The organism is Chryseobacterium sp. KMC2 (assembly GCF_016756935.1).
Classification (GTDB): domain Bacteria; phylum Bacteroidota; class Bacteroidia; order Flavobacteriales; family Weeksellaceae; genus Chryseobacterium; species Chryseobacterium rhizosphaerae.
Window position 1 is genome coordinate 108,054 of the sequence record NZ_JAESIT010000012.1, and the last position, 18,930, is coordinate 126,983.

An 18,930-nucleotide genomic window follows, 5' to 3' on the forward strand; every position below is an offset into this window, starting at 1 on the left:
ATTATTGAGTACTTGGATATTTTTGTATAATGTCGGATGTATAAAGTATAATGTAGGGTAATGGTTAAGATAATTGTATTATTAATGTATAACTCTTTGCTCTAACACAGAGCTATACCTCTCCACATTATACATTATACATTATACATTATACATTATACATTATACATTATACTTTATACATCCGACATTATACATTATACATTATACATTATACATTATACATTATACTTTATACATTATACTTTATACATCCGACATTATACATTATACTTTGTACATCAAAACTTATAATACACTCCCACTCTTATCCCAAAAGGACTTCCGGGTGTATAAGTAAGGTCTGTAGTTGGTTCTGCTTCTCCTTTTAACTGAGTTTCTGTAGCGAATTGCGCTTCGTTCCATTGTACATTGAAAAGATTGTTGACCTGAAGGTTAGCTCCCCATTTCTGGCGGTTGTAAGCCAATACCAGATCATTTACAAAATAGGATTTTGTTCTGATACTGTTGTCTTCTACAGCCGGTCTTGTACCAAGATAACGATATTGGAGTCCTAAAGAAAAGCCGTTCAGGAAATCCCAGTTTACCGATCCGGTACTGGTGACAACAGGCGCTAACGGGATATAATCCTGTCCTTTTTCCTCTTCAATAAACCTTGCGTGGGAATAATTGATATCCGCATTCAGGTAAAAGTTTTCCAAGGGCTGAAAACGGATACCCAGATCTGCCCCGAAACGTCTTGATTTCCCGGAAGGTTCTACTACGGCATCATCTCCTACGTATACAAATTCCTGCTGTAGATCCATAAACCAAATAGCCGGTGTAATGATAAGGGACTTAAAAGGGTGCAGCCTAAGTCCGAAATCTCCACCGATAGAATATGGCAGTGTTTTTTGACCGTTAGTCGGAACAACAACTCTCAGGTCATTGGAATGGAATCCCATACCCATTTTCAGAAACCACATGACGTTATCATTTTGAGCATAGGAGAAATTTAATTTAGGGCTTAGCCTTGTTGCTTCTTTTGATTGTCCGGATGGCAATTGTTCGGCATCCAGCAAATTATGCATATTGAAGATAAAATGATCTACTCTTAAAGCCGGATTAATGGTCCATTTTCCTGTTTTCCACAGTAATCCTGAATAGGCATGAAGGTTGGTTTCCGTACCCGTTACATCAGACATTCTGTTCAATAACAGATCTCTGTGATACACATGATTCAGCTGAAGAGTAGTAATATCATCGTTTCTTACCCCTATTCCTGAAATCCAGTTTAATGAGCTGTTGGCAAGAGAAAAGGTTTTGGTATATTTTACTTCCGCTCCATATATATTTCTTCCGTCTGTCTGCTGAATTTCATCACCAAGGTCTTTATCTTTTAAATAAAAGGTAAAATCAGAATACAGATTAAAATTATACCTGGAATAAAAAGCCATGGCATCAATCTGCTCAGAAGGAGAAATAATATGCTTAAAATTCATCTGAAGATTTGTTCTGGATGTTTTTCCTCCTTCAGTAGGGTCTATGCTGCCCCATCTTCCAATGATTCCTTCATCTACAGCCCGCTCCGGAATCTGCCCGGAAGCATTCCATGAAGAATTGAACGTTGAAAACTGGATATTGAAATAATCATTATCCGTAAGCCATTGGTTATATTTTCCAAAAATATTGACTCTGTTAAAGTTTTGTTTTACATCAAAAGGACCGTCAGTATAATTATACTCTGCTGCTACATAGGCATTTTTACGTCCCAAATCATCATGCAGAATATTGAACATTCCCAGTACTCTTTTTGAATTAAATGAACCTCCTTCCAGCTTGATCATACTATTTTTCAACCCATTATAAGTTTGAAAATCAACATACCCCGCTGTATTAAAATCTCCACGATCCATATAATACGCTCCTTTTCCGAAATCAATATTATTAACCGTTTCAGGAATCACAAAATGAAGATCAGAATACCCCTGTCCATGGGCATGTGACACAATATTCACAGGCATTCCGTCTACATTTACGCTTACATCGGTACCATGATCAGCATCAAAACCTCTTAAAAAAAGCTGCTCAGCCTTTCCTCCTCCTGCATGCTGTGCAATAAACAATCCCGGAACTTTTCTCAGCAGGTCCTGTGCTGAATTCACCGGAAACTTATTCAAATCAACTTTGGTAATCGCCGATAAAAATGAGCTGTGATTAATGGCCACTTCAGAGATCTGAAAAGGTTTATGCTGTAAAAAAATAACTTTGTTTTTATCTTCATCGTTGGCCAGTACCCATTTTACCTCATCATATCCCTGACGGCTGATCACCAGTGTATCAGGAAGAGACTGAACAGGAATAGCAAAAGTACCGTCTGTTCCTGTATGAGTATGGCTGTTTCCGTGGTCATATTTAATCAGAACATCTGCAATAGGAAATTTGTCATCAGCATCTTTGATCAGCAATTGCTTTTCGGCTTCCTGAGCCGCCAACTTTCCGCTGAAAGCCATTATCAGAAACGCTGCTGCTATTTTAGTTATTTTCATTTTTTATCTTTTTGTAAAAAGTATGTTGTATAATATTAATGGTTGAGACTGGAGACATAGAGACTGGAGATAAGAGATTTGAGACAAGAGACCTTGAGGTGGGAGATTTGGAAGACTGATCATTCAAAAACATGGGCAACTCTTCAACATTCAAACCCTTCCACCCTAAAACGTTCTTAGCCTTCCACCCAAAAACCATCAAGCTCTCCGACGTTACGCTCTCACTCTAAAAAAATCTTTTGAATTAAAAGTGTAATCCAAGTTCCTGCTACAAACGGAAAAGTAAATACCCCTCCCACAGCATCAAGATAATGGTTATCTATTAAAAGATCATCGACGACAATTGTTAAAAGAACTGCAATAAGCACCCAGATACCGTCTGTTTTTTTGAATCCTGAAAAAACAATTGCGGAAAGTACTGCATTGAACCCAAAAAGTCCCATATGGATTTCTTTGATAGGTTCACCATTCAACTGTGATAATCCTGCTCCAAGAATAGAGGCTGTAAGTCCATATAAAGCGGCTATCGGTGAACTGATAAAAACAGCAAGGAAGAAAATCATTCCCGAAAGTACCCCACCTTGAAATATCACTTCTCCAAAACCATTGGTGCAGGTAAGAAAATCATCATATTTTGTAGGTACTACTTCACTACTCAGCATAACAGATGGTGGAATGTGGGTAAAATGATGCAGTGCAAATACCATTACCCATGTAATGATGATGAAAGGAAAAGTAAACACCGGAATTTTCTTTTGAATGAAAAAATGCTGAATAATAGCTGCCAAAGCTCCACCCAATACAATAAGAACCCAAATCAATATTGTTGTTTCGAAGAGAAAAGCCAATGCTACTCCTACCAGTGCTGCACTGAAGCCATATAATCCGGCATTGATCTCAGATTTATTATAGTTAAGCTTCATAGCAGTAAAAGTTCCGGCTGCTGTTGAAAGCAATACTGCAACCCCACATTGCCAGCTTCCCATAAAGATACCTATAAGAAACAGAAATCCGGTCCATCTGTTTTCCTGAAGCATGATCTGCCCGATTCCTTTTAAAATATTATCTATAAAAGGGATTTTTTCAAAAAATTTATTCATAGTTAGTTTTGTATAATGTATTTTTTAATAGATGTTAGATTTCAGATTAGAGACACGAGATATGGAGATAAGAGACACGAGACTTTGAGAAGAGAAACCTGGAAGGTTGATCATTCAAAAACATGGGTTTACCTCGACTCATGTACGCTAGAAGTTCTACCAACCAAGAAAGACCATTCCGACTCCGCAAACTGTTACCACTGCTCCACTTACGACTCCCATATATCTTTCCAGCTTTTCTGTATTGAACAATGTTGAATATCCATAACGTCCCAGCAGAACCATTCCAAGCATTGTTAATACGGTTGTAACCGTAAATGAAGTCACCAATACTGCAATTTCTGACATGGAATGTTTTACTCCTGAATAAAATAACAAAGGAATCAGAGGTTCACTTGGTCCCATTACAAAAATCATAAAAAGGACAAGCGGAGTTACTTTTATTCTTGTTTGAGGCATGACCACTTCACTGTGATTGTGTTCATAGACATACACATCATCCCCCATCACATCAAAATGCTTGTGAGGTTTATTTCTGATGGCCTGGATCAATCCATATACCAAGTAGACTCCTCCAAAAACCAGCAGTGCCCATCCGGAGAAATTTCCTCTTATATCCTGGAACCACGAGATCTTGTTCAGCTGCCAACCGAGAAACACTCCGATAAATCCTAAAATTAAAGAGCTCAATACATGCCCCAATCCGCAGACTACAGTGAGCACTGCTGTTTTCATTCCACTCCATTTTTTAGATTTGGAGAGGACAATAAAAGGCAGATAATGATCCGGTCCTGAGGCTGTATGTATAAAACTTATTGAAACGGCACTTAAAAGAAGTGCCCAAACTGTACTATCCATTTTTGTTTATCTATTGTTAATTCTTTTTATTAAGTTTTGGCTAAAGCCAGTTGAAAAATATTCTTTAGTTAGCGTGGGCTAAAGCCCACTTCTATTGATAAAATCAACCTACCTAACTTCAATAAGAATTATTTTAATTTTTATTCCAGTGACCAGAGAATTTCCTGAACATGAAGAAAAAAATTATACATCCGTTCTCCACCATGTCCCAAAGCTCTTACGACAAAACCATGATCTTCCATTGCTGAAACACCTACTTCCATTTCTTCACGGTATTGTTCTGCGGCCTCAACAATCTCCTCAATAAGCCTGTTTTTGTCTACCTTCTCCTTTGTGCTATAAAAGATCAAAGTTCCCTGATGGGTATACTGTTCCAGATTTCCTATACTACTGATGGGGATCATGTCAGGCTGAATCACAACATTATCCTTCACTACCAGTTTATTTTCATGATAGATTTCCATAAGGTTTTGAAAACGTTTCAGCTTGAAAACCTCTCCATAGTGTTTTCTTCCACAGGTAATAATCTCACTGATAATAATCTGGCTGTTTTTCCCGATCTGAATATTGGCTTTACTTTTAAAATTGGAATCTTCATGGGGAACGATAGGATGAGGAACGTAGGCAAAGGAAGTTTCATCTCCCATAGTGACATTAAGCTCCTGAACAGCCTTATCTTTCATATTGAAAAGTCTCTGATACGACTGTGACTGCAGCTGAAGTGAAGCCCCTTTTTCCAGGGCTACATCCAAATGGTAATGGTCACCATCCAGAATTCCCGGAGAAGAGCTCATCACCATCTGATAGAGCTTTTTGTCACTTTTTCGCTGCCCTACAGAAACCACTCTGAAAGGAAGTGAGACATAAAGATCTTTCACATAGGATTCCCCTCCCTTGAATCCTGCAATAATATTTAAACGACTATCCATTTATCTTACCAAATTCGGTTCTTCAATTTCTTCTAAAAGAGCATATTTTTTTATCCAGCCGATTACTTTATCCAAACCTTCATCCGTTTTTAGATTCGTGAATACAAAAGGATTTCCTTTTCTCATTCTTCTGGCATCGTTTTCCATCACTTCAAGGCTTGCTCCTACGTGCGGGGCAAGGTCAATTTTATTAATGATCAACAAGTCTGATCTTGTAATACCGGGACCTCCTTTTCTGGGAATTTTTTCACCTTCAGCAACGTCAATAATGAAAATCGTAACGTCTGCAAGATCGGGGCTGAAAGTTGCTGAAAGATTATCACCTCCACTTTCGATAAGCACCAGTTCGATATCCGGAAAACGGGCGGCCAGCTCATCTACTGCTTCAAGGTTCATACTTGCATCTTCACGGATGGCAGTGTGAGGACATCCTCCTGTTTCCACTCCAATAATTCTTTCATGGGGAAGAAGACTGTTTTTAGCCATAAATTCAGCATCTTCTTTGGTATAAATATCATTGGTAATGACTCCAAGATCATATTTCCCGAATAATTTTCTGCTCAAACGTTCCAATAATGCAGTTTTTCCTGATCCTACAGGTCCTGCCACTCCTACTTTTATATATTTTCTATTTTCCATTTTCTTTAAATTTTACTTTGTTTGTTTCTGTTTTTTTAATGCTAATGGCAACAGTTTTATGACTGAGACATTTTAAGATCACAAAAGTGTTTCACGCTAACCATTTAACTTTACTTTTTCAGCTTATTACGACATATAAAGTCTTGAATACAGTCTCTCATGCTGCATACACCTGATATCAAAAGCAGTATTACACAGTCCCACCATATCTCTATCCAGCTCCATGGTTTCCCAGACTGTTTTTTCCATAACCGGATATAGAGAGAAGAGAATATCCTGCCCGTCAAGCTGCCCCAGAGGTACCAGCTTCACAGCATTGGTAATCATTCCGGCTACTGAAGTATAATAGAATCCCAACAGCGCTTCATATAAAGGAATTTTCATTAAAAAGGCATATACCCCAAATACAATACAGTAGTGAGAATTGGCCTCTTTATTTTTAATTGCTTTTTCAAATTCTTCCATAAAAGGAAAGCTTTCTCTTCTTTTGAAAATTTTAATCAGTCTCAATCCCAGTTTTTGGCTGGCCTGACGGATTTCCTTTGGACATTTTATCGCATTACATTCGTTATCAAGATGTAACAACAATTGTAAATCTCCATTTTCTGCTGCTTTATATGCCAGTTTTACAAAAGCTCCATCATTGAATTTAAGATTGTACTGAAGCATATTCTGTACAAATTCTTTTGCTGTTGGCAGGTCATGTACAATCCTTTCCTGCACATAAGTTTCAAGTCCGTTGGAATGGGTATAACCACCGATAGGAAGTGTAGGATCTGCAAGATGAAGCAATCCTGACAAAAAGTTTATGTTTATATTATTCATCTTTTGGAGCAGCCATTTTTAAGATTTTGGTAAAAATTGTTGAACCCAGACTTCCGTGTCCGTGAGGTTCAACATTGGATTTAAGAAGGTTCAGCAGTTTTACGGATTGCTTTTCCGGTTTAAACCCACTTGCCTCCAGCCATCTGAACATGGGCATTTCGAAAGGAAGCAATACTTTATCTTCCTGGATAAAAAGAGGAATATGTTTGTTTCCTATTTCGTAGCATACCGTTCCCATTTCCAATAAAGAGCCTGGTACCATTACAATAGCTTCTGTTTCCAGTACATTGACAACTATTACTTTTTCTGTATCTTCGAAAAGAATATCACCTTCACGCAAACGCTGCCCTTCTTTAAGAAATTTAATGGCCACATCGGTTCCCTGTCTGGTCTTTTTACGTTGGATCCTTTTTGTCGTTTCAAACCATTCCAGATCAAGATAATCTATGGGTTTTTCGGTAGGATTTTCGGTGAGATTGCCTATGGTTTGATTAATTATCATCTTTAGCGGATTTTTTTCTGAAGTCAAAGTTTTTAGAAATGCCAACCCCGAATGTTGAACCACTGAGTCCTGCTACATAGCTTTTTGTCCAACCTTCCTGTTTTGTTTTAGTCTGAAGCATTGAAAGCTCAGCAAACTTGAATTTTAAAGCCCAACCCCCACCTAACAATATCCCAATCAAAGGATAAGCACGAAGACGGAATCCGTTAAAGTTTTGCATAGAATCTGCAGCTCCTGACAATTGCTGTCCCCAGACATAATGTGCATCAACCTGTCCAATCAATACAAAATATTTCCCAAGCATTAATGAGGGACTGTACCAAATTCCAGCTTCATTTTGTTTATACACAACATTGTGGTCAACAGAATTTTGGGAGTATGCATAGTTGACTCCTACAAGGTCATTATTATTGATAAAGTATCCTACGCCAAGCGGAGCACTTGAAACGGTACTGCTGCTGGTGGAAGGAGTAGTAACTTTAGAGTAATCCAATGAACCATACACCATAAATTGCCCTTTTGGTCCCTCTTCATCACTTTTAAGCCTGTGTCCTCCCAGAAACTGAGCGCTTACCTTTCCTGAAAGCATAGTCATTCCGGCTACGGCAAGGGAGCAAACTGTTTTATTTAAATATTTCATTCTAAACTTAGTTCTATAATTATTTTAAATTCTATTGGATAAACTGTTCAACTTTTAAGTAAACCTTATAGGTTTTAGAAGCCTATAAGGTTTTAGTGGTTGGTATGTTTATCTTAGAACAAGTAATACAACTGCGTTAAAGGAAGTTTTTCTGCCGGCTCACAGGTGATATATTCACCATCTACCGTCACTTTGTAGTTTTCAGGATTCACTTCAATGAGTGGAGTCTTATCATTATGGATAAGGTCTTTTTTGGAAATATTTCTACAGTTTTTCACCGGAAGAATCATTTTCTCCAATTTGTAAGAAGCGATCGTTCCATTATCAATAGAAACCTGAGAAACGAAGTTGGCACAAATACCAAACTTAGCTTTTCCATGAGCACCAAACATATTTCTGTAGATAATAGGCTGAGGTGTGGGAATAGAAGCATTAGGATCTCCCATCTTAGCGGCAATTACAAATCCTCCTTTGACAATCATTTCAGGTTTCACACCAAATAATGCCGGCTTCCAAATCACTAAATCCGCTAATTTTCCTTCTTCAAGAGATCCTACGTATTCTGAAATACCATGTGCAATAGCAGGGTTGATAGTATATTTAGCCACATATCTTTTGGCACGGTAGTTATCATTTCCCGTCTCTTTATCTTCTTCCAGATCTCCTCTCTGCTCCTTCATTTTGCTGGCAGTCTGCCAGGTTCTTGTGATTACTTCTCCCGGTCTACCCATTGCCTGAGAGTCTGAACTCATGATACTGAAAACTCCCATATCGTGAAGAATATCTTCTGCGGCAATGGTCTCAGGACGGATACGGGAATCTGCAAACGCTACGTCTTCAGGAATATTTTTGCTCAAGTGGTGGCAAACCATCAGCATATCCAAATGCTCGTCGATTGTATTGATGGTGTAAGGACGTGTTGGGTTGGTAGAGGCCGGCAATACATTGGGATACATTGCTGCTTTGATGATATCTGGTGCATGACCTCCACCTGCTCCTTCTGTATGGAATGTATGGATTACTCTTCCATTGATTGCTCTCATCGTATCTTCCAGGAATCCTCCTTCATTTAAGGTATCTGTGTGGATAGCTACCTGAACGTCATATTTATCTGCTACTTTTAACGCGGCATCAATCGTTGCAGGGGTTGCTCCCCAGTCTTCGTGAATTTTCACTCCTAATGCTCCCGCTTCTACTTGCTCTTCAATAGGCTCTTCTGCAGAACAGTTTCCTTTTCCGAAGAATCCAAGGTTCATAGGATATTCTTCAGCAGCTTCAAGCATTTTCTGCATATTGAATTTCCCCGGAGTTACCGTAGTAGCGTTCGTTCCGTCATTCGGACCTGTTCCACCACCGATCATTGTGGTGATCCCACTGTATAAAGATGTTTCGATCTGTTGTGGGCAGATATAGTGAATATGGGTATCAATCCCTCCTGCCGTTACGATATATCCTTTTCCCCCATGAACTTCTGTAGAGGCTCCAATAATCATATTGGGAGAAACTCCATCCATGGTATCAGGATTTCCTGCTTTTCCGATCCCTACAATCTTACCGTCTTTAATTCCGATATCTCCTTTTACAATTCCCCAGTGATCGATAATTACTGCACCGGTAATGCAAAGGTCCAAAACACCTTCATCCCTTTTTGCCATAACATTTTGTCCCATTCCGTCACGTACGGTTTTCCCACCTCCGAAAACGGCCTCATCTCCGTAATGGGTGAAGTCTTTTTCAATTTCAATGATAATTTCAGTGTCTCCCAGTCTGATTTTATCTCCGGCTGTAGGACCTAATATATTGGCGTATTGTTTTCTGTCTACGTGTAAGCTCATCTTAATGATTTTTAAAGTTTAAATCTTCAACTTTTGCAAGGCTTGCTTTTTTCTGTTCTTCAGAATCTACCTGTCCGTCGACAAGATTATTGAAGCCCATTGCTTTTTTGGTTCCTCCTATTTCTACCAATTCCACTTCTTTTTCTTCTCCCGGTTCAAAACGTACTGCAGTACTTGCTACAATATTGAGTCTTTTTCCGAAAGCTTTTTCACGGTCAAAACTCATCGCTTTGTTTACCTCGAAAAAGTGGAAATGTGAACCTACCTGAATAGGGCGGTCTCCTGTATTGGTTACTTTTATCTTCACAGTTTCTCTGCCTTCATTGCAGATAATTGTGCCCTCTTTTACAAAAATTTCTCCTGGTATCATGATGAAATTGGTATTAACGGATTGGGTTATGTACGGTTACCAGCTTAGTCCCATCAGGGAAAGTCGCTTCAATCTGAACATCGTGGATCATCTCCGCAACGCCCGGCATTACATCCTCTTTTGTAAGAAGGTTTCCACCCTCCTGCATCAGTTCTGCTACTCTTTTTCCATCTCTAGCTCCTTCAAGCAGGAAATGACTGATTAATGCTATGGACTCTGGATAGTTTAATTTAAGGCCTCTTGCCTTTCTTTTTAGAGCGAGCTCGCCTGCCAGAAATAGCATAAGCTTCTCCGTTTCTCTCGGTGTTAAGTGCATTATTTTTTATTTTAAAATTGGATATACAGTATCTGGTCTGCCTTTCAGAAAAGACAAATAGAAATACTCAGAAATGTTAAAATGAAGAATGAATCCTTGGGATATGCATCTTTTACAAGGCAAATCCTTTCATGGGATCATTAAAAGTTTAAAAAAGAATTAGCAGCCTGCTATTTGCAGAGAATGGTACAGAATATACCTTGGTGCTGTAATATAAATACGGTTTTGAACGGCCGCCACCTGGTTATTATAGGTATACTCTGCAAAGAAATACTGAAACCACTGCTGTGCAAGTATTGAATAATCAAATTTTACCTTTTCCCAATCATTGGAATCCTGAAGATCCTGTGCATCTGAAAAACTATAAATTTCAGGCTGCGTCTGCTGATCCGATTTTTGCTGAAGAAGATGAATTTTTGATAAGATATCAGAGTATGCTTGAGTTTTCCCCTTATGTGCAAAAAGACCTGCACATAAAGCTGCGAAAAACAACAGAAAAGAGAAAAAGACAACTCTTTTTTTCATACTTTTTAATAATGGTGTAAAATTAGAGTAATCTTAAAAACCGGGCTATCAAAAAGATTATTTAAAATGTTCAAAATCGCGACAAATACAATTTTACACAAAATTCACATTTATACCCAAACCACTTATACACAGCTACTAAAGTTCCTTTATCAACTATGACAAACATTTTATCATCTTTCTTGATATCATAATTAAAATCCAGCTCATATTTTCATCTTATTTAAAATATGAAATAAAATCATTGAAAAATATCATTTTTTCATTATTAAAAAAGGGTATTCTCCTCACATCCCTCAATAATAAAGTTTATTCCATAAAAATCTGCTGTATTTTTTTCTTTCCTTATAATTATCGTAAATTTGTATACACATACTTATTTAATTTAATAAAAATAATAAAACGTAATATGTCAAAAGCAATTTCGCAAGTACCATTAGCGGTAAATGAGCCGGTAAATTCTTATGTACCGGGATCTCCGGAAGTTAAAAGCCTTATCGACACTTATAAAAAGATGTGGGCTGAGAAGGTAGAAATTCCAATGGTTATCAATGGAAAGGAAGTAAAAACTGATACAAAAGTACAGCTTCAGTCTCCTCAGGATCATGCTCACGACTTCGGATTTTATTACCAAGGTGGTATGCAGCATGTGGATGATGCTATCAACTCAGCATTGGCAGCTAAAGAAGCATGGAATGCTCTAGGTTGGGAACAACGTGCAGCCATTTTCTTAAAGGCAGCTGATCTATTGGCAGGTCCTTACAGAGATGTAATTAATGCAGCTACAATGATCGGACAGTCTAAAAACGTACACCAGGCTGAAATTGATGCGGCTTGTGAGTTCATCGACTTCTTGAGATTCAACGTAGAGTTCATGACAGAAATGTATTCTGAGCAGCCAGTTTCTGACAACGGAATCTGGAACCGTGTAGAGTACAGACCACTAGAAGGGTTCTGTTTTGCAGTAACTCCATTCAACTTTACAGCTATTTCAGGAAACCTTCCTACTTGTATGGCCATGTTAGGAAACGTTGTAGTATGGAAGCCTTCTGATAAGCAGGTTTATTCTGCTAAAGTAATCATGGATGTATTAATTGAAGCTGGTCTTCCTGCTGGGGTTATCAACATGATCTTTACAGATGGTAAAGAAACAGCTGAGAAAGTATTGGCTCACAAAGATTTTGCAGGTCTTCACTTTACGGGTTCTACAAAAGTATTCCAGGGAATGTGGAAAATGATTGGTGACAATATCCACAACTACAGAACATATCCAAGAATCGTTGGAGAAACTGGAGGTAAGGATTTTGTTATTGCTCACCCTTCTGCGAATGTAGAAGCAGTAGCTACAGCTTTAGTAAGAGGTGCTTTCGAATACCAAGGACAAAAATGTTCTGCGGCTTCAAGAGCTTATGTTCCTAAGTCTCTTTGGGCTGATGTGAAAAAAGTAATGGAAGCTCAAATGGCTACTATTAAAATTGGTTCTCCAGTAGATCCATCTAACTTCGTAAATGCTGTAATCGACAAAAATTCTTTCGAAAAATGTAAAGGATATATCACCAGAGCTAACGAATCTTCTGAAGCTACTGTAGCAATTGGTGGTACTTGTGACGATTCTAAAGGATGGTTCGTACACCCAACAGTAATTGAAACTACAAACCCTCAATACGAAAGCATGGTAGAAGAGATTTTCGGACCAATCTTATCAGTATTCGTATATGAAGATCAGGACTGGAAAGAGACTCTTAAAGTAGTTGATTCTTCTTCTCCATATTCATTAACAGGTTCTGTATTTTCTCAAGACCGTTATGCAATTGCTGAGGCTTACAAAGCGTTAGAAAATGCATCCGGTAACTTCTACATCAACGACAAACCAACAGGTGCCGTAGTAGGACAACAGCCTTTCGGTGGTGGTAGAGCTTCAGGAACGAACGATAAAGCTGGTTCTAAAATGAACCTTCTTAGATGGACGTCTGTAAGAAGTGTGAAAGAAACTTTTGTTTCTCCAAAAGACTACAAATATCCATACCTAGGGTAATCATCAATAATGAGTAATAGGTAATGAGTAATGATTGCCTGTTCTTTTCATACAGCCTCGGAATTTCGGTTTCGGGGCTTTTTTTGGGATACGAGATTCGGGGTACGAGTTGCAGGGTACGAGCAAACTCGAAATGTAGGGTATGATGTTACTGGGTGTAGGGCTGTTTTTATCATACCTAGCTCCTCTCTCCCACTCTCCCACTCTCCCACTCTCCCACTCTTCCACTCTAATACTCTAATACTCTAATACTCTCCCACTCTCCCACTCTCCCACTCTTCCACTCTAATACTCTAATACTCTCCCGCTCTCCCACTCTCTAAACTACTCACCTAACATTTTTTAACAAACTTTACCTATAATTTACAATTTCATACTACCACTTAGGAATAATTATTGATTTTTTACAATTACACCCCAAAATAAAATTGTATGAAAAAGTTATTGTTAACAGCCATTGGAGTAGGATTATTTGCAGTGAGCTGTGGAACCAAGGAATCAACAATGTCAACAAGTAATACTGATTCGACCGCAGTAGAGCCAACACAAAAAACAGTACCAGCTACTACTGATACGGTACGTACGAAAGTGGCAAATCCTGACAGTATCAAGATGAAAAAAGATTCTACGGCAGCAACTCCTGCCAAATAAGTTATTATAACGTTTAATTTAAAATGGAAAATCTGCAGCTGAAAGTGCTGCAGATTTTTTTTGATTGAAATTTTAGATGATGCAAGGTAAGAGTCTTTAATATAGTTATTTTTGACTAAAGCTATGGGAAAGAGTATTCTTGAAGACGGACTAAAGTTCACTCCTATTGAATTTTAATATCGGTATCTTTTAACCTTTTAATTAAATCACTATATTTGAGTAAGATCAATCAATAAAAATAGTATTATGAAAAAATTATGGATAGGAGCGATTCTGGGACTTCTCTTTCTTGGAAGCTGTGCTCAAAACAAAGAAAAAAGAGAAGAATTCAAGGATGCTCACAATAAAGATTCTTTAAGAAATAAAATGGGAGATTCTGCTGTTGCCAATTCGGAACCTGTACCCGCAACTCCCGACACATCAAAAACAAAAACCGACACTACAAAAGCTAAATAAAATCACAAATCCACAGAATATCTGTGGATTTGCACTTAAAAAAACTTGACTGAAAAAAAACCGGGCAATCAACCCCGATTATATTGTATTCCCTAATATTTCGATTAGGTAAATTTCCTACGAAGACAAAACAAGGAATCGTGATTATTTCATGGTGAAGAAATAGGCACGAATCCCGGATTAAAATTTTTGGTTTGATAAAAATTAAGTAGTTTCTCTATTGTAGAAGAAAACATATTCCCTAAACAACAATAGAGATTAACTGTAGTATAATAGTGATCATTCCCGTTAAGCTGAAGCAAAGATAGGATAGCAACCCTTTGATATAAAACAATAGGTTGTTCATTTTCATGAAAATAGCAATAGTGATTAAAAAAAATTATTCATTTTTAATCATTTTCCCGAAAACGAACATCTTTATCTGCTTGATTTTCAGAATCAAGATGTTTAATATATGCTGACGGGGAGAAGTCAGTCACCGCTTTGAATACTGCAGCGAATTTACTGTGTGAAGAAAAGCCACATTCATCAGCCAGAATACTTATTTTATATTGTCTGTATTTCTCATCATTGATAATCTTATCCACAATATAATTGATCCTTAAACGATTAATATAAGATTTAAAGTCAGCACTCTTATGCTGATTGATCACATAGGAAAGATATTTTGTATTGGTATTAAGTTCGCCCGAAAGAAAAGATAAGGACATACTTTTACTGTTATAGAGGTTACCTTTTTCAAAATCTTCCAACAATTCCAGTAGTTTCGACTCTGTTTCGGAAGTCATCAGAGATTCATTCCTTTTTTTATCGGCGTCACTGTCTTTTTCTTCAATTTCTTCTACAGAAATATTTGAAAATTCAATTTCATGAGAGGATTGTTCCTGTCTTTCTTTGGAACCATAAGCCAATTGCTGGCGGGTTCTTATTATACTTCTCAGTTTTGAGCGCTGTTTTTTCTCTTTTGTTCTGAAGAATATAATTAAGCCTATAATAGATACAAATAATATAATGATAGCTACATTCTTTACAATATTAAGCCCTCCATTTTTAACCGTTTTATTGATTGTATTTTCAGGATTTTTAGTAAAAAACTCTTGATTACGGACCGTAATACTGTCATAAGCTCTTACATATTTCACGGCATATAGAGAAGCTTTAAATGTATCTCCTATGTCTTCATAGTAATCATTAATATTAGAATATACAGCCTTTCTGAGTTTAAGACTTCGGGAGGTATCTGCAATTTTTTCCGCTTTTTTAAGATACATCTCAGCTTCTTTCCAGTTTTTCTGTTTTAGGCGGATTCCTCCAAGTCCATTATAGATCAACCCCAGCGTACAGCTGCCTTTTTTCAGTAATGCTTCTGCTTTTCTATAATAATTTTCAGAAACGAGATAATCATTAAGTTTAAAGTATATATCTCCCAATGCCTGATAAGAAACAGCGATTGTTTTGCTTTTATTGGAGATCTTTGCTTTATCAAAAGATTCCAGAGAAGCTTCAATATCCTGTATAGCATTCGAATAATTACCTAATTCCATTTCATAAAAAGCCATTTCCTGATTCAGCAGACCTGCAGTTTCGTTACTTTTTTGAAAATCGGTAATCAGTTTTGAGGATTCAAGTCCTTTTACAATATATTTTTTTGACCTTTCATACAGCCCAACCTGTCTGTATTGTCTGGCAAGAAGTCTGCAGATATATATCATCTGCTCAGTATCATCGATCTGGCTAATTAAAGAATGTGCACTCTCACTATATCCGATAGCTTTTTTAAAATTCCCTGAATACTGATAAAGTTCTGAAGAAAGAATAAGACTTTTAATTTTTTCCTGCGATGTTTGTGCAGTTAAATAGAGAGAGTCTGCAGTTTTAAAAGCTGCGGGTAAATTTTTATGAGAAGTGACAACAGTTGTCTTTTCGCAGATCTGATCAAAACTCGTTTTTTTCTGCGCAGATATCGGAATTGCTGTTGCAAGTAAAAACAAAAGTTGGAGTAAGTTTTTAGGCATAAAAAAACAAATTATTATTCTTATTTTATAATAACTCATCATTTTTTCAACTGGGTGTCTTTTTGTTTTTTACAAAACTACTAATATTTTACTTTTTATTAAAATATTCTCCTGTAATTTAATCATTTAAACCAAATCATCAATTTACATTAATTTTAATAATAAGAACAAAATAATACGTGATCATCTTTCATATCAAAACTATGCCTATACTAAAATCAAGATTTAGGTATAATTATTTCTAAAATGATTGACTTAATTGTCATCATATTTATTACATTTGTATGGAACAAAATTAATTTCATGAAAAGATTAGCTATAATTTCATCTTTATTTATAGGAATTTTTGCATTTGCACAGGGTATAAAATTTGAAGACGGTAACTTTACGTCTGTCCTTGCCAAAGCAAAAAAAGAGAACAAACTCATATTCATTGACGCCTATGCTTCCTGGTGTGCTCCCTGCAAACTGATGGTAAAAAATATTTTTCCTCTTAAAAATGTAGGTGATTATTATAATTCTCACTTCATCAATACTAAAATTGATATGGAAAAAGGAGAAGGGATTGAACTGCAGAAAAAATACAATGTAAAAGTATTTCCTACCTACCTGTTTATTGATCCGAATGGTGAAGCTGTACACCGAACAGTAGGGTATGTAGAAGAAAAAGACTTTATCCAATTTGCAAAAGATGCTGAAGATCCTAACAAAAAATTGGCGGCATTAAAACAGAAGTTTGAAAGTGGAGAAAAAGATCCGGAATTTTTGAAAAACCTTGCCAACCTTACCCTTTACAGTGATATTGATTTCACTGCAAAAGTTATGGACCGTTATTTTAAACAAAAAAAAGAATTAGATAAGGAAGATGTTCAAATGCTTCTTGCAGGAACACAAAGTACGGCAAGTCCTTTATACAAAACTTTTGAGGAAAAGAAAGCCGATGTGATCAAGTTTTTCCCGGAGCAGTATAAAAATATAGAAAAAAACATTAAATTAAATGGAATTGCCCAAAAAGCATATAATGCAGATACCAAAAACTGGGATGAGAATTACTTCCTTACTGAGACTCAAAAATTTTTAAGTAAAGAGGAGTCCGAGAAAATCTTTAAAAGAATGAAAGCCAACAGAGCTTTGAAAAACAAGGATGTTTCTTTATATGAAAAACTGATTCTTGAATTGTACCAGGATTATTCTACTGCAAGCTCTGGAGAATTAAACTCTCTTGCCTGGAACTTTTTTGAAAATGTAAACAATAAAGCATCGTTAGAAAAAGCAATCGCATGGGCACAGGAATCTGTAAAAAAAGATCAGAGTTATGCCAATACTGATACTTTAGCCAATCTCTATAATAAGGTAGGCGATAAGAAAAATGCAAAAATATGGGCAGAAACTTCTATTGAACTCGCTAAAAGTAAAGGACAAGATCCTTCTGACACAGAAAAATTATTAAAAAGCCTTTAATAGATAAAGCATAAAAAACAAAAACCGCAGATTTTATCTGCGGTTTTTTTTATATTACAACCTTTCCTCAAATCTAGGGTTCACCATTATATAGGAAAGGAAATTATCACTTTTCAAAGTGCATTGAAAGATTGTGTATATATGGATACTGTGTCTCTTAGTATTCAAATAAAACACTTCCCCATGTAAATCCACTTCCAAATGCAGAAAGAAGGACCAGGTCTCCCCTTTTTATTTTACCTTCCTCAATGGCCTCACTTAAAGCAATAGGAATAGAAGCCGCCGTTGTATTCCCATATTTCTGGATGTTATTAAATATTTTATCATCGGGCAATCCGAATTTCTGCTGAACAAACTGAGCAATTCTAAGATTTGCCTGATGAGGAATAAACATATCAAGGTCTTCAACTGTTTTTCCTGCTTTATTTAAGGCTTCTAACATGGTTTCCGGGAACCTTGTTACGGCATGTTTGAATACGAAATTACCGTTCATGATCGGGTAAACTTCTTTATTGGTTACATTTTCCGGCTCTTTTCTCATTCTGTCACTCCATCCGAATTTAGAACCTGGAAACTGTGTACAGAGTTCATCTGCATACTTCCCTTCCGAATGCATATTTACCGCTAAAATATCTCCTGAAGTTTCGTCTTCTGTAGCACAAAGTACCACGGCCCCTGCTCCATCTCCGAAAATAACGGAAACACCTCTTCCTTCGTCAGAAAAATCCAATCCGAAAGAATGAACCTCTGCTCCAACAACAAGAATATTTTTATAGGTACCGGATTTAATAAAGGCATTGGCCACACTCATAGAATAAACAAATCCGGAACATTGATTTCTCACATCCAATGCTCCAATGGTATCACATCCCAGCATATCCTGAAGCAAAACTCCACATCCAGGAAAGTAATAATCCGGTGAAAGTGTTGCAAAAACGATATAATCAATATCTTTAGCTGTAAGACCTGCTTTTGCAAGTGCTTTTTCAGAAGCTTTAAATCCTAGATAAGCAGCAGTTTCCTGAGAGTCATTTCTGTTCTTACGATGCCTTCTTTCCTTGATTCCTGTCCTTTCTGTAATCCACTCATCATTGGTGGTCATTAATTGGGAAAGATCATCATTGGTAACAACATTATCTGGAACATAAAATCCTACTCCTTTTATGGTACTTTTAATCATATAGTTTTTTAATTTTGGCAAAGATAAAACTTATTTAAAACATAGTATTTCAAAATATTAGTATT

The 18,930-nt window shown here is 36.8% G+C and carries 18 protein-coding genes; 4 read left to right on the forward strand and 14 right to left on the reverse strand.

Going from position 1 to position 18,930, the window contains the following annotated elements:
* Nucleotides 1-281: 281 nt before the first annotated feature.
* The 12 genes from JML65_RS15260 to JML65_RS15315 form a co-directional block, all read right to left on the reverse strand.
* Complete coding sequence (locus JML65_RS15260; RefSeq protein WP_202271337.1) at nt 282-2,528, reverse strand: TonB-dependent receptor; 2,247 nt, start codon at nt 2,526-2,528, stop codon at nt 282-284.
* Between the two features lie 221 nt (nt 2,529-2,749).
* Nucleotides 2,750-3,628, reverse strand: a complete 879-nt coding sequence (locus JML65_RS15265) for an urea transporter (RefSeq protein ID WP_202271338.1) — start codon at nt 3,626-3,628, stop codon at nt 2,750-2,752.
* Between the two features lie 156 nt (nt 3,629-3,784).
* Complete coding sequence (locus JML65_RS15270) at nt 3,785-4,486, reverse strand: hypothetical protein (RefSeq protein WP_202271339.1); 702 nt, start codon at nt 4,484-4,486, stop codon at nt 3,785-3,787.
* 140 nt (nt 4,487-4,626) lie between these two features.
* Nucleotides 4,627-5,415 (reverse strand): urease accessory protein UreD, encoded by a 789-nt coding sequence (locus JML65_RS15275; RefSeq protein ID WP_202271340.1) that lies wholly within the window; start codon nt 5,413-5,415, stop codon nt 4,627-4,629.
* A complete protein-coding gene (ureG, locus tag JML65_RS15280) occupies nt 5,416-6,054 on the reverse strand; it encodes an urease accessory protein UreG (RefSeq protein ID WP_047487517.1) in 639 nt (212 codons plus the stop codon).
* A gap of 126 nt (nt 6,055-6,180) precedes the next feature.
* On the reverse strand, nt 6,181-6,870 hold the full coding sequence (locus JML65_RS15285; protein WP_202271358.1) for an urease accessory protein UreF: 690 nt from the start codon (nt 6,868-6,870) through the stop codon (nt 6,181-6,183).
* A gap of 1 nt (nt 6,871) precedes the next feature.
* Nucleotides 6,872-7,381, reverse strand: coding sequence for an urease accessory protein UreE (ureE, locus tag JML65_RS15290; protein WP_084086224.1), 510 nt, complete (start codon nt 7,379-7,381; stop codon nt 6,872-6,874).
* The gene (locus tag JML65_RS15295) at nt 7,371-8,021 is read right to left on the reverse strand and encodes a hypothetical protein (protein ID WP_084086225.1); all 651 of its coding nucleotides are present in this window, start codon (nt 8,019-8,021) and stop codon (nt 7,371-7,373) included. Before JML65_RS15295 ends, ureE begins: the two co-directional genes overlap by 11 nt.
* A 113-nt stretch (nt 8,022-8,134) precedes the next feature.
* Nucleotides 8,135-9,856: an urease subunit alpha gene (ureC, locus tag JML65_RS15300; protein WP_202271341.1), complete on the reverse strand. Its 1,722-nt coding sequence runs from the start codon at nt 9,854-9,856 to the stop codon at nt 8,135-8,137.
* Nucleotide 9,857: 1 nt separating this feature from the next.
* Entirely contained in the window at nt 9,858-10,226 is a 369-nt protein-coding gene (gene ureB, locus JML65_RS15305) for an urease subunit beta (protein WP_047487501.1), read from the reverse strand.
* Nucleotides 10,227-10,239: 13 nt separating this feature from the next.
* Complete coding sequence (gene ureA / locus JML65_RS15310) at nt 10,240-10,542, reverse strand: urease subunit gamma (protein WP_047487498.1); 303 nt, start codon at nt 10,540-10,542, stop codon at nt 10,240-10,242.
* Nucleotides 10,543-10,701: 159 nt separating this feature from the next.
* Nucleotides 10,702-11,067, reverse strand: coding sequence for a hypothetical protein (locus JML65_RS15315; RefSeq protein ID WP_202271342.1), 366 nt, complete (start codon nt 11,065-11,067; stop codon nt 10,702-10,704).
* A gap of 409 nt (nt 11,068-11,476) precedes the next feature.
* Between JML65_RS15315 and pruA the strand changes: the two genes are divergently transcribed.
* The 3 genes from pruA (at nt 11,477) to JML65_RS15330 (ending at nt 14,209) form a co-directional block, all read left to right on the forward strand.
* Complete coding sequence (gene pruA, locus JML65_RS15320) at nt 11,477-13,102, forward strand: L-glutamate gamma-semialdehyde dehydrogenase (protein WP_047487492.1); 1,626 nt, start codon at nt 11,477-11,479, stop codon at nt 13,100-13,102.
* 432 nt (nt 13,103-13,534) lie between these two features.
* Nucleotides 13,535-13,753 (forward strand): hypothetical protein, encoded by a 219-nt coding sequence (locus tag JML65_RS15325; protein ID WP_047487489.1) that lies wholly within the window; start codon nt 13,535-13,537, stop codon nt 13,751-13,753.
* Between the two features lie 246 nt (nt 13,754-13,999).
* Nucleotides 14,000-14,209, forward strand: a complete 210-nt coding sequence (locus JML65_RS15330) for a hypothetical protein (RefSeq protein ID WP_047487487.1) — start codon at nt 14,000-14,002, stop codon at nt 14,207-14,209.
* Nucleotides 14,210-14,598: 389 nt separating this feature from the next.
* On the opposite strand, the gene JML65_RS15335 is transcribed toward JML65_RS15330, so the two are convergent.
* Nucleotides 14,599-16,224, reverse strand: coding sequence for a tetratricopeptide repeat protein (locus JML65_RS15335; protein WP_202271343.1), 1,626 nt, complete (start codon nt 16,222-16,224; stop codon nt 14,599-14,601).
* Between the two features lie 303 nt (nt 16,225-16,527).
* On the opposite strand from JML65_RS15335, the gene JML65_RS15340 reads away from it, so the two are divergent.
* Nucleotides 16,528-17,685 carry a thioredoxin family protein gene (locus JML65_RS15340; RefSeq protein ID WP_202271344.1) on the forward strand — a complete coding sequence of 386 codons (1,158 nt, stop codon included), beginning with the start codon at nt 16,528-16,530 and terminating at the stop codon, nt 17,683-17,685.
* 157 nt (nt 17,686-17,842) lie between these two features.
* Here the strand turns inward: JML65_RS15340 and JML65_RS15345 are convergent, their stop codons facing one another.
* Nucleotides 17,843-18,865 carry a 3-oxoacyl-ACP synthase III family protein gene (locus JML65_RS15345; protein ID WP_047487479.1) on the reverse strand — a complete coding sequence of 341 codons (1,023 nt, stop codon included), beginning with the start codon at nt 18,863-18,865 and terminating at the stop codon, nt 17,843-17,845.
* Between the last annotated feature and the right edge of the window lie 65 nt (nt 18,866-18,930).

Bases quoted from the DNA above. Each gene is read 5' to 3' on its own strand.
- JML65_RS15260 (WP_202271337.1), bottom strand. From the start codon at position 2,528: ATGAAAATAACTAAAATAGCAGCAGCGTTTCTGATAATGGCTTTCAGC.
- JML65_RS15265 (WP_202271338.1), bottom strand. From the start codon at position 3,628: ATGAATAAATTTTTTGAAAAAATCCCTTTTATAGATAATATTTTAAAA.
- JML65_RS15270 (WP_202271339.1), bottom strand. From the start codon at position 4,486: ATGGATAGTACAGTTTGGGCACTTCTTTTAAGTGCCGTTTCAATAAGT.
- JML65_RS15275 (WP_202271340.1), bottom strand. From the start codon at position 5,415: ATGGATAGTCGTTTAAATATTATTGCAGGATTCAAGGGAGGGGAATCC.
- ureG (WP_047487517.1), bottom strand. From the start codon at position 6,054: ATGGAAAATAGAAAATATATAAAAGTAGGAGTGGCAGGACCTGTAGGA.
- ureE (WP_084086224.1), bottom strand. From the start codon at position 7,381: ATGATAATTAATCAAACCATAGGCAATCTCACCGAAAATCCTACCGAA.
- JML65_RS15295 (WP_084086225.1), bottom strand. From the start codon at position 8,021: ATGAAATATTTAAATAAAACAGTTTGCTCCCTTGCCGTAGCCGGAATG.
- ureC (WP_202271341.1), bottom strand. From the start codon at position 9,856: ATGAGCTTACACGTAGACAGAAAACAATACGCCAATATATTAGGTCCT.
- ureB (WP_047487501.1), bottom strand. From the start codon at position 10,226: ATGATACCAGGAGAAATTTTTGTAAAAGAGGGCACAATTATCTGCAAT.
- ureA (WP_047487498.1), bottom strand. From the start codon at position 10,542: ATGCACTTAACACCGAGAGAAACGGAGAAGCTTATGCTATTTCTGGCA.
- JML65_RS15315 (WP_202271342.1), bottom strand. From the start codon at position 11,067: ATGAAAAAAAGAGTTGTCTTTTTCTCTTTTCTGTTGTTTTTCGCAGCT.
- pruA (WP_047487492.1), top strand. From the start codon at position 11,477: ATGTCAAAAGCAATTTCGCAAGTACCATTAGCGGTAAATGAGCCGGTA.
- JML65_RS15325 (WP_047487489.1), top strand. From the start codon at position 13,535: ATGAAAAAGTTATTGTTAACAGCCATTGGAGTAGGATTATTTGCAGTG.
- JML65_RS15330 (WP_047487487.1), top strand. From the start codon at position 14,000: ATGAAAAAATTATGGATAGGAGCGATTCTGGGACTTCTCTTTCTTGGA.
- JML65_RS15335 (WP_202271343.1), bottom strand. From the start codon at position 16,224: ATGCCTAAAAACTTACTCCAACTTTTGTTTTTACTTGCAACAGCAATT.
- JML65_RS15340 (WP_202271344.1), top strand. From the start codon at position 16,528: ATGAAAAGATTAGCTATAATTTCATCTTTATTTATAGGAATTTTTGCA.
- JML65_RS15345 (WP_047487479.1), bottom strand. From the start codon at position 18,865: ATGATTAAAAGTACCATAAAAGGAGTAGGATTTTATGTTCCAGATAAT.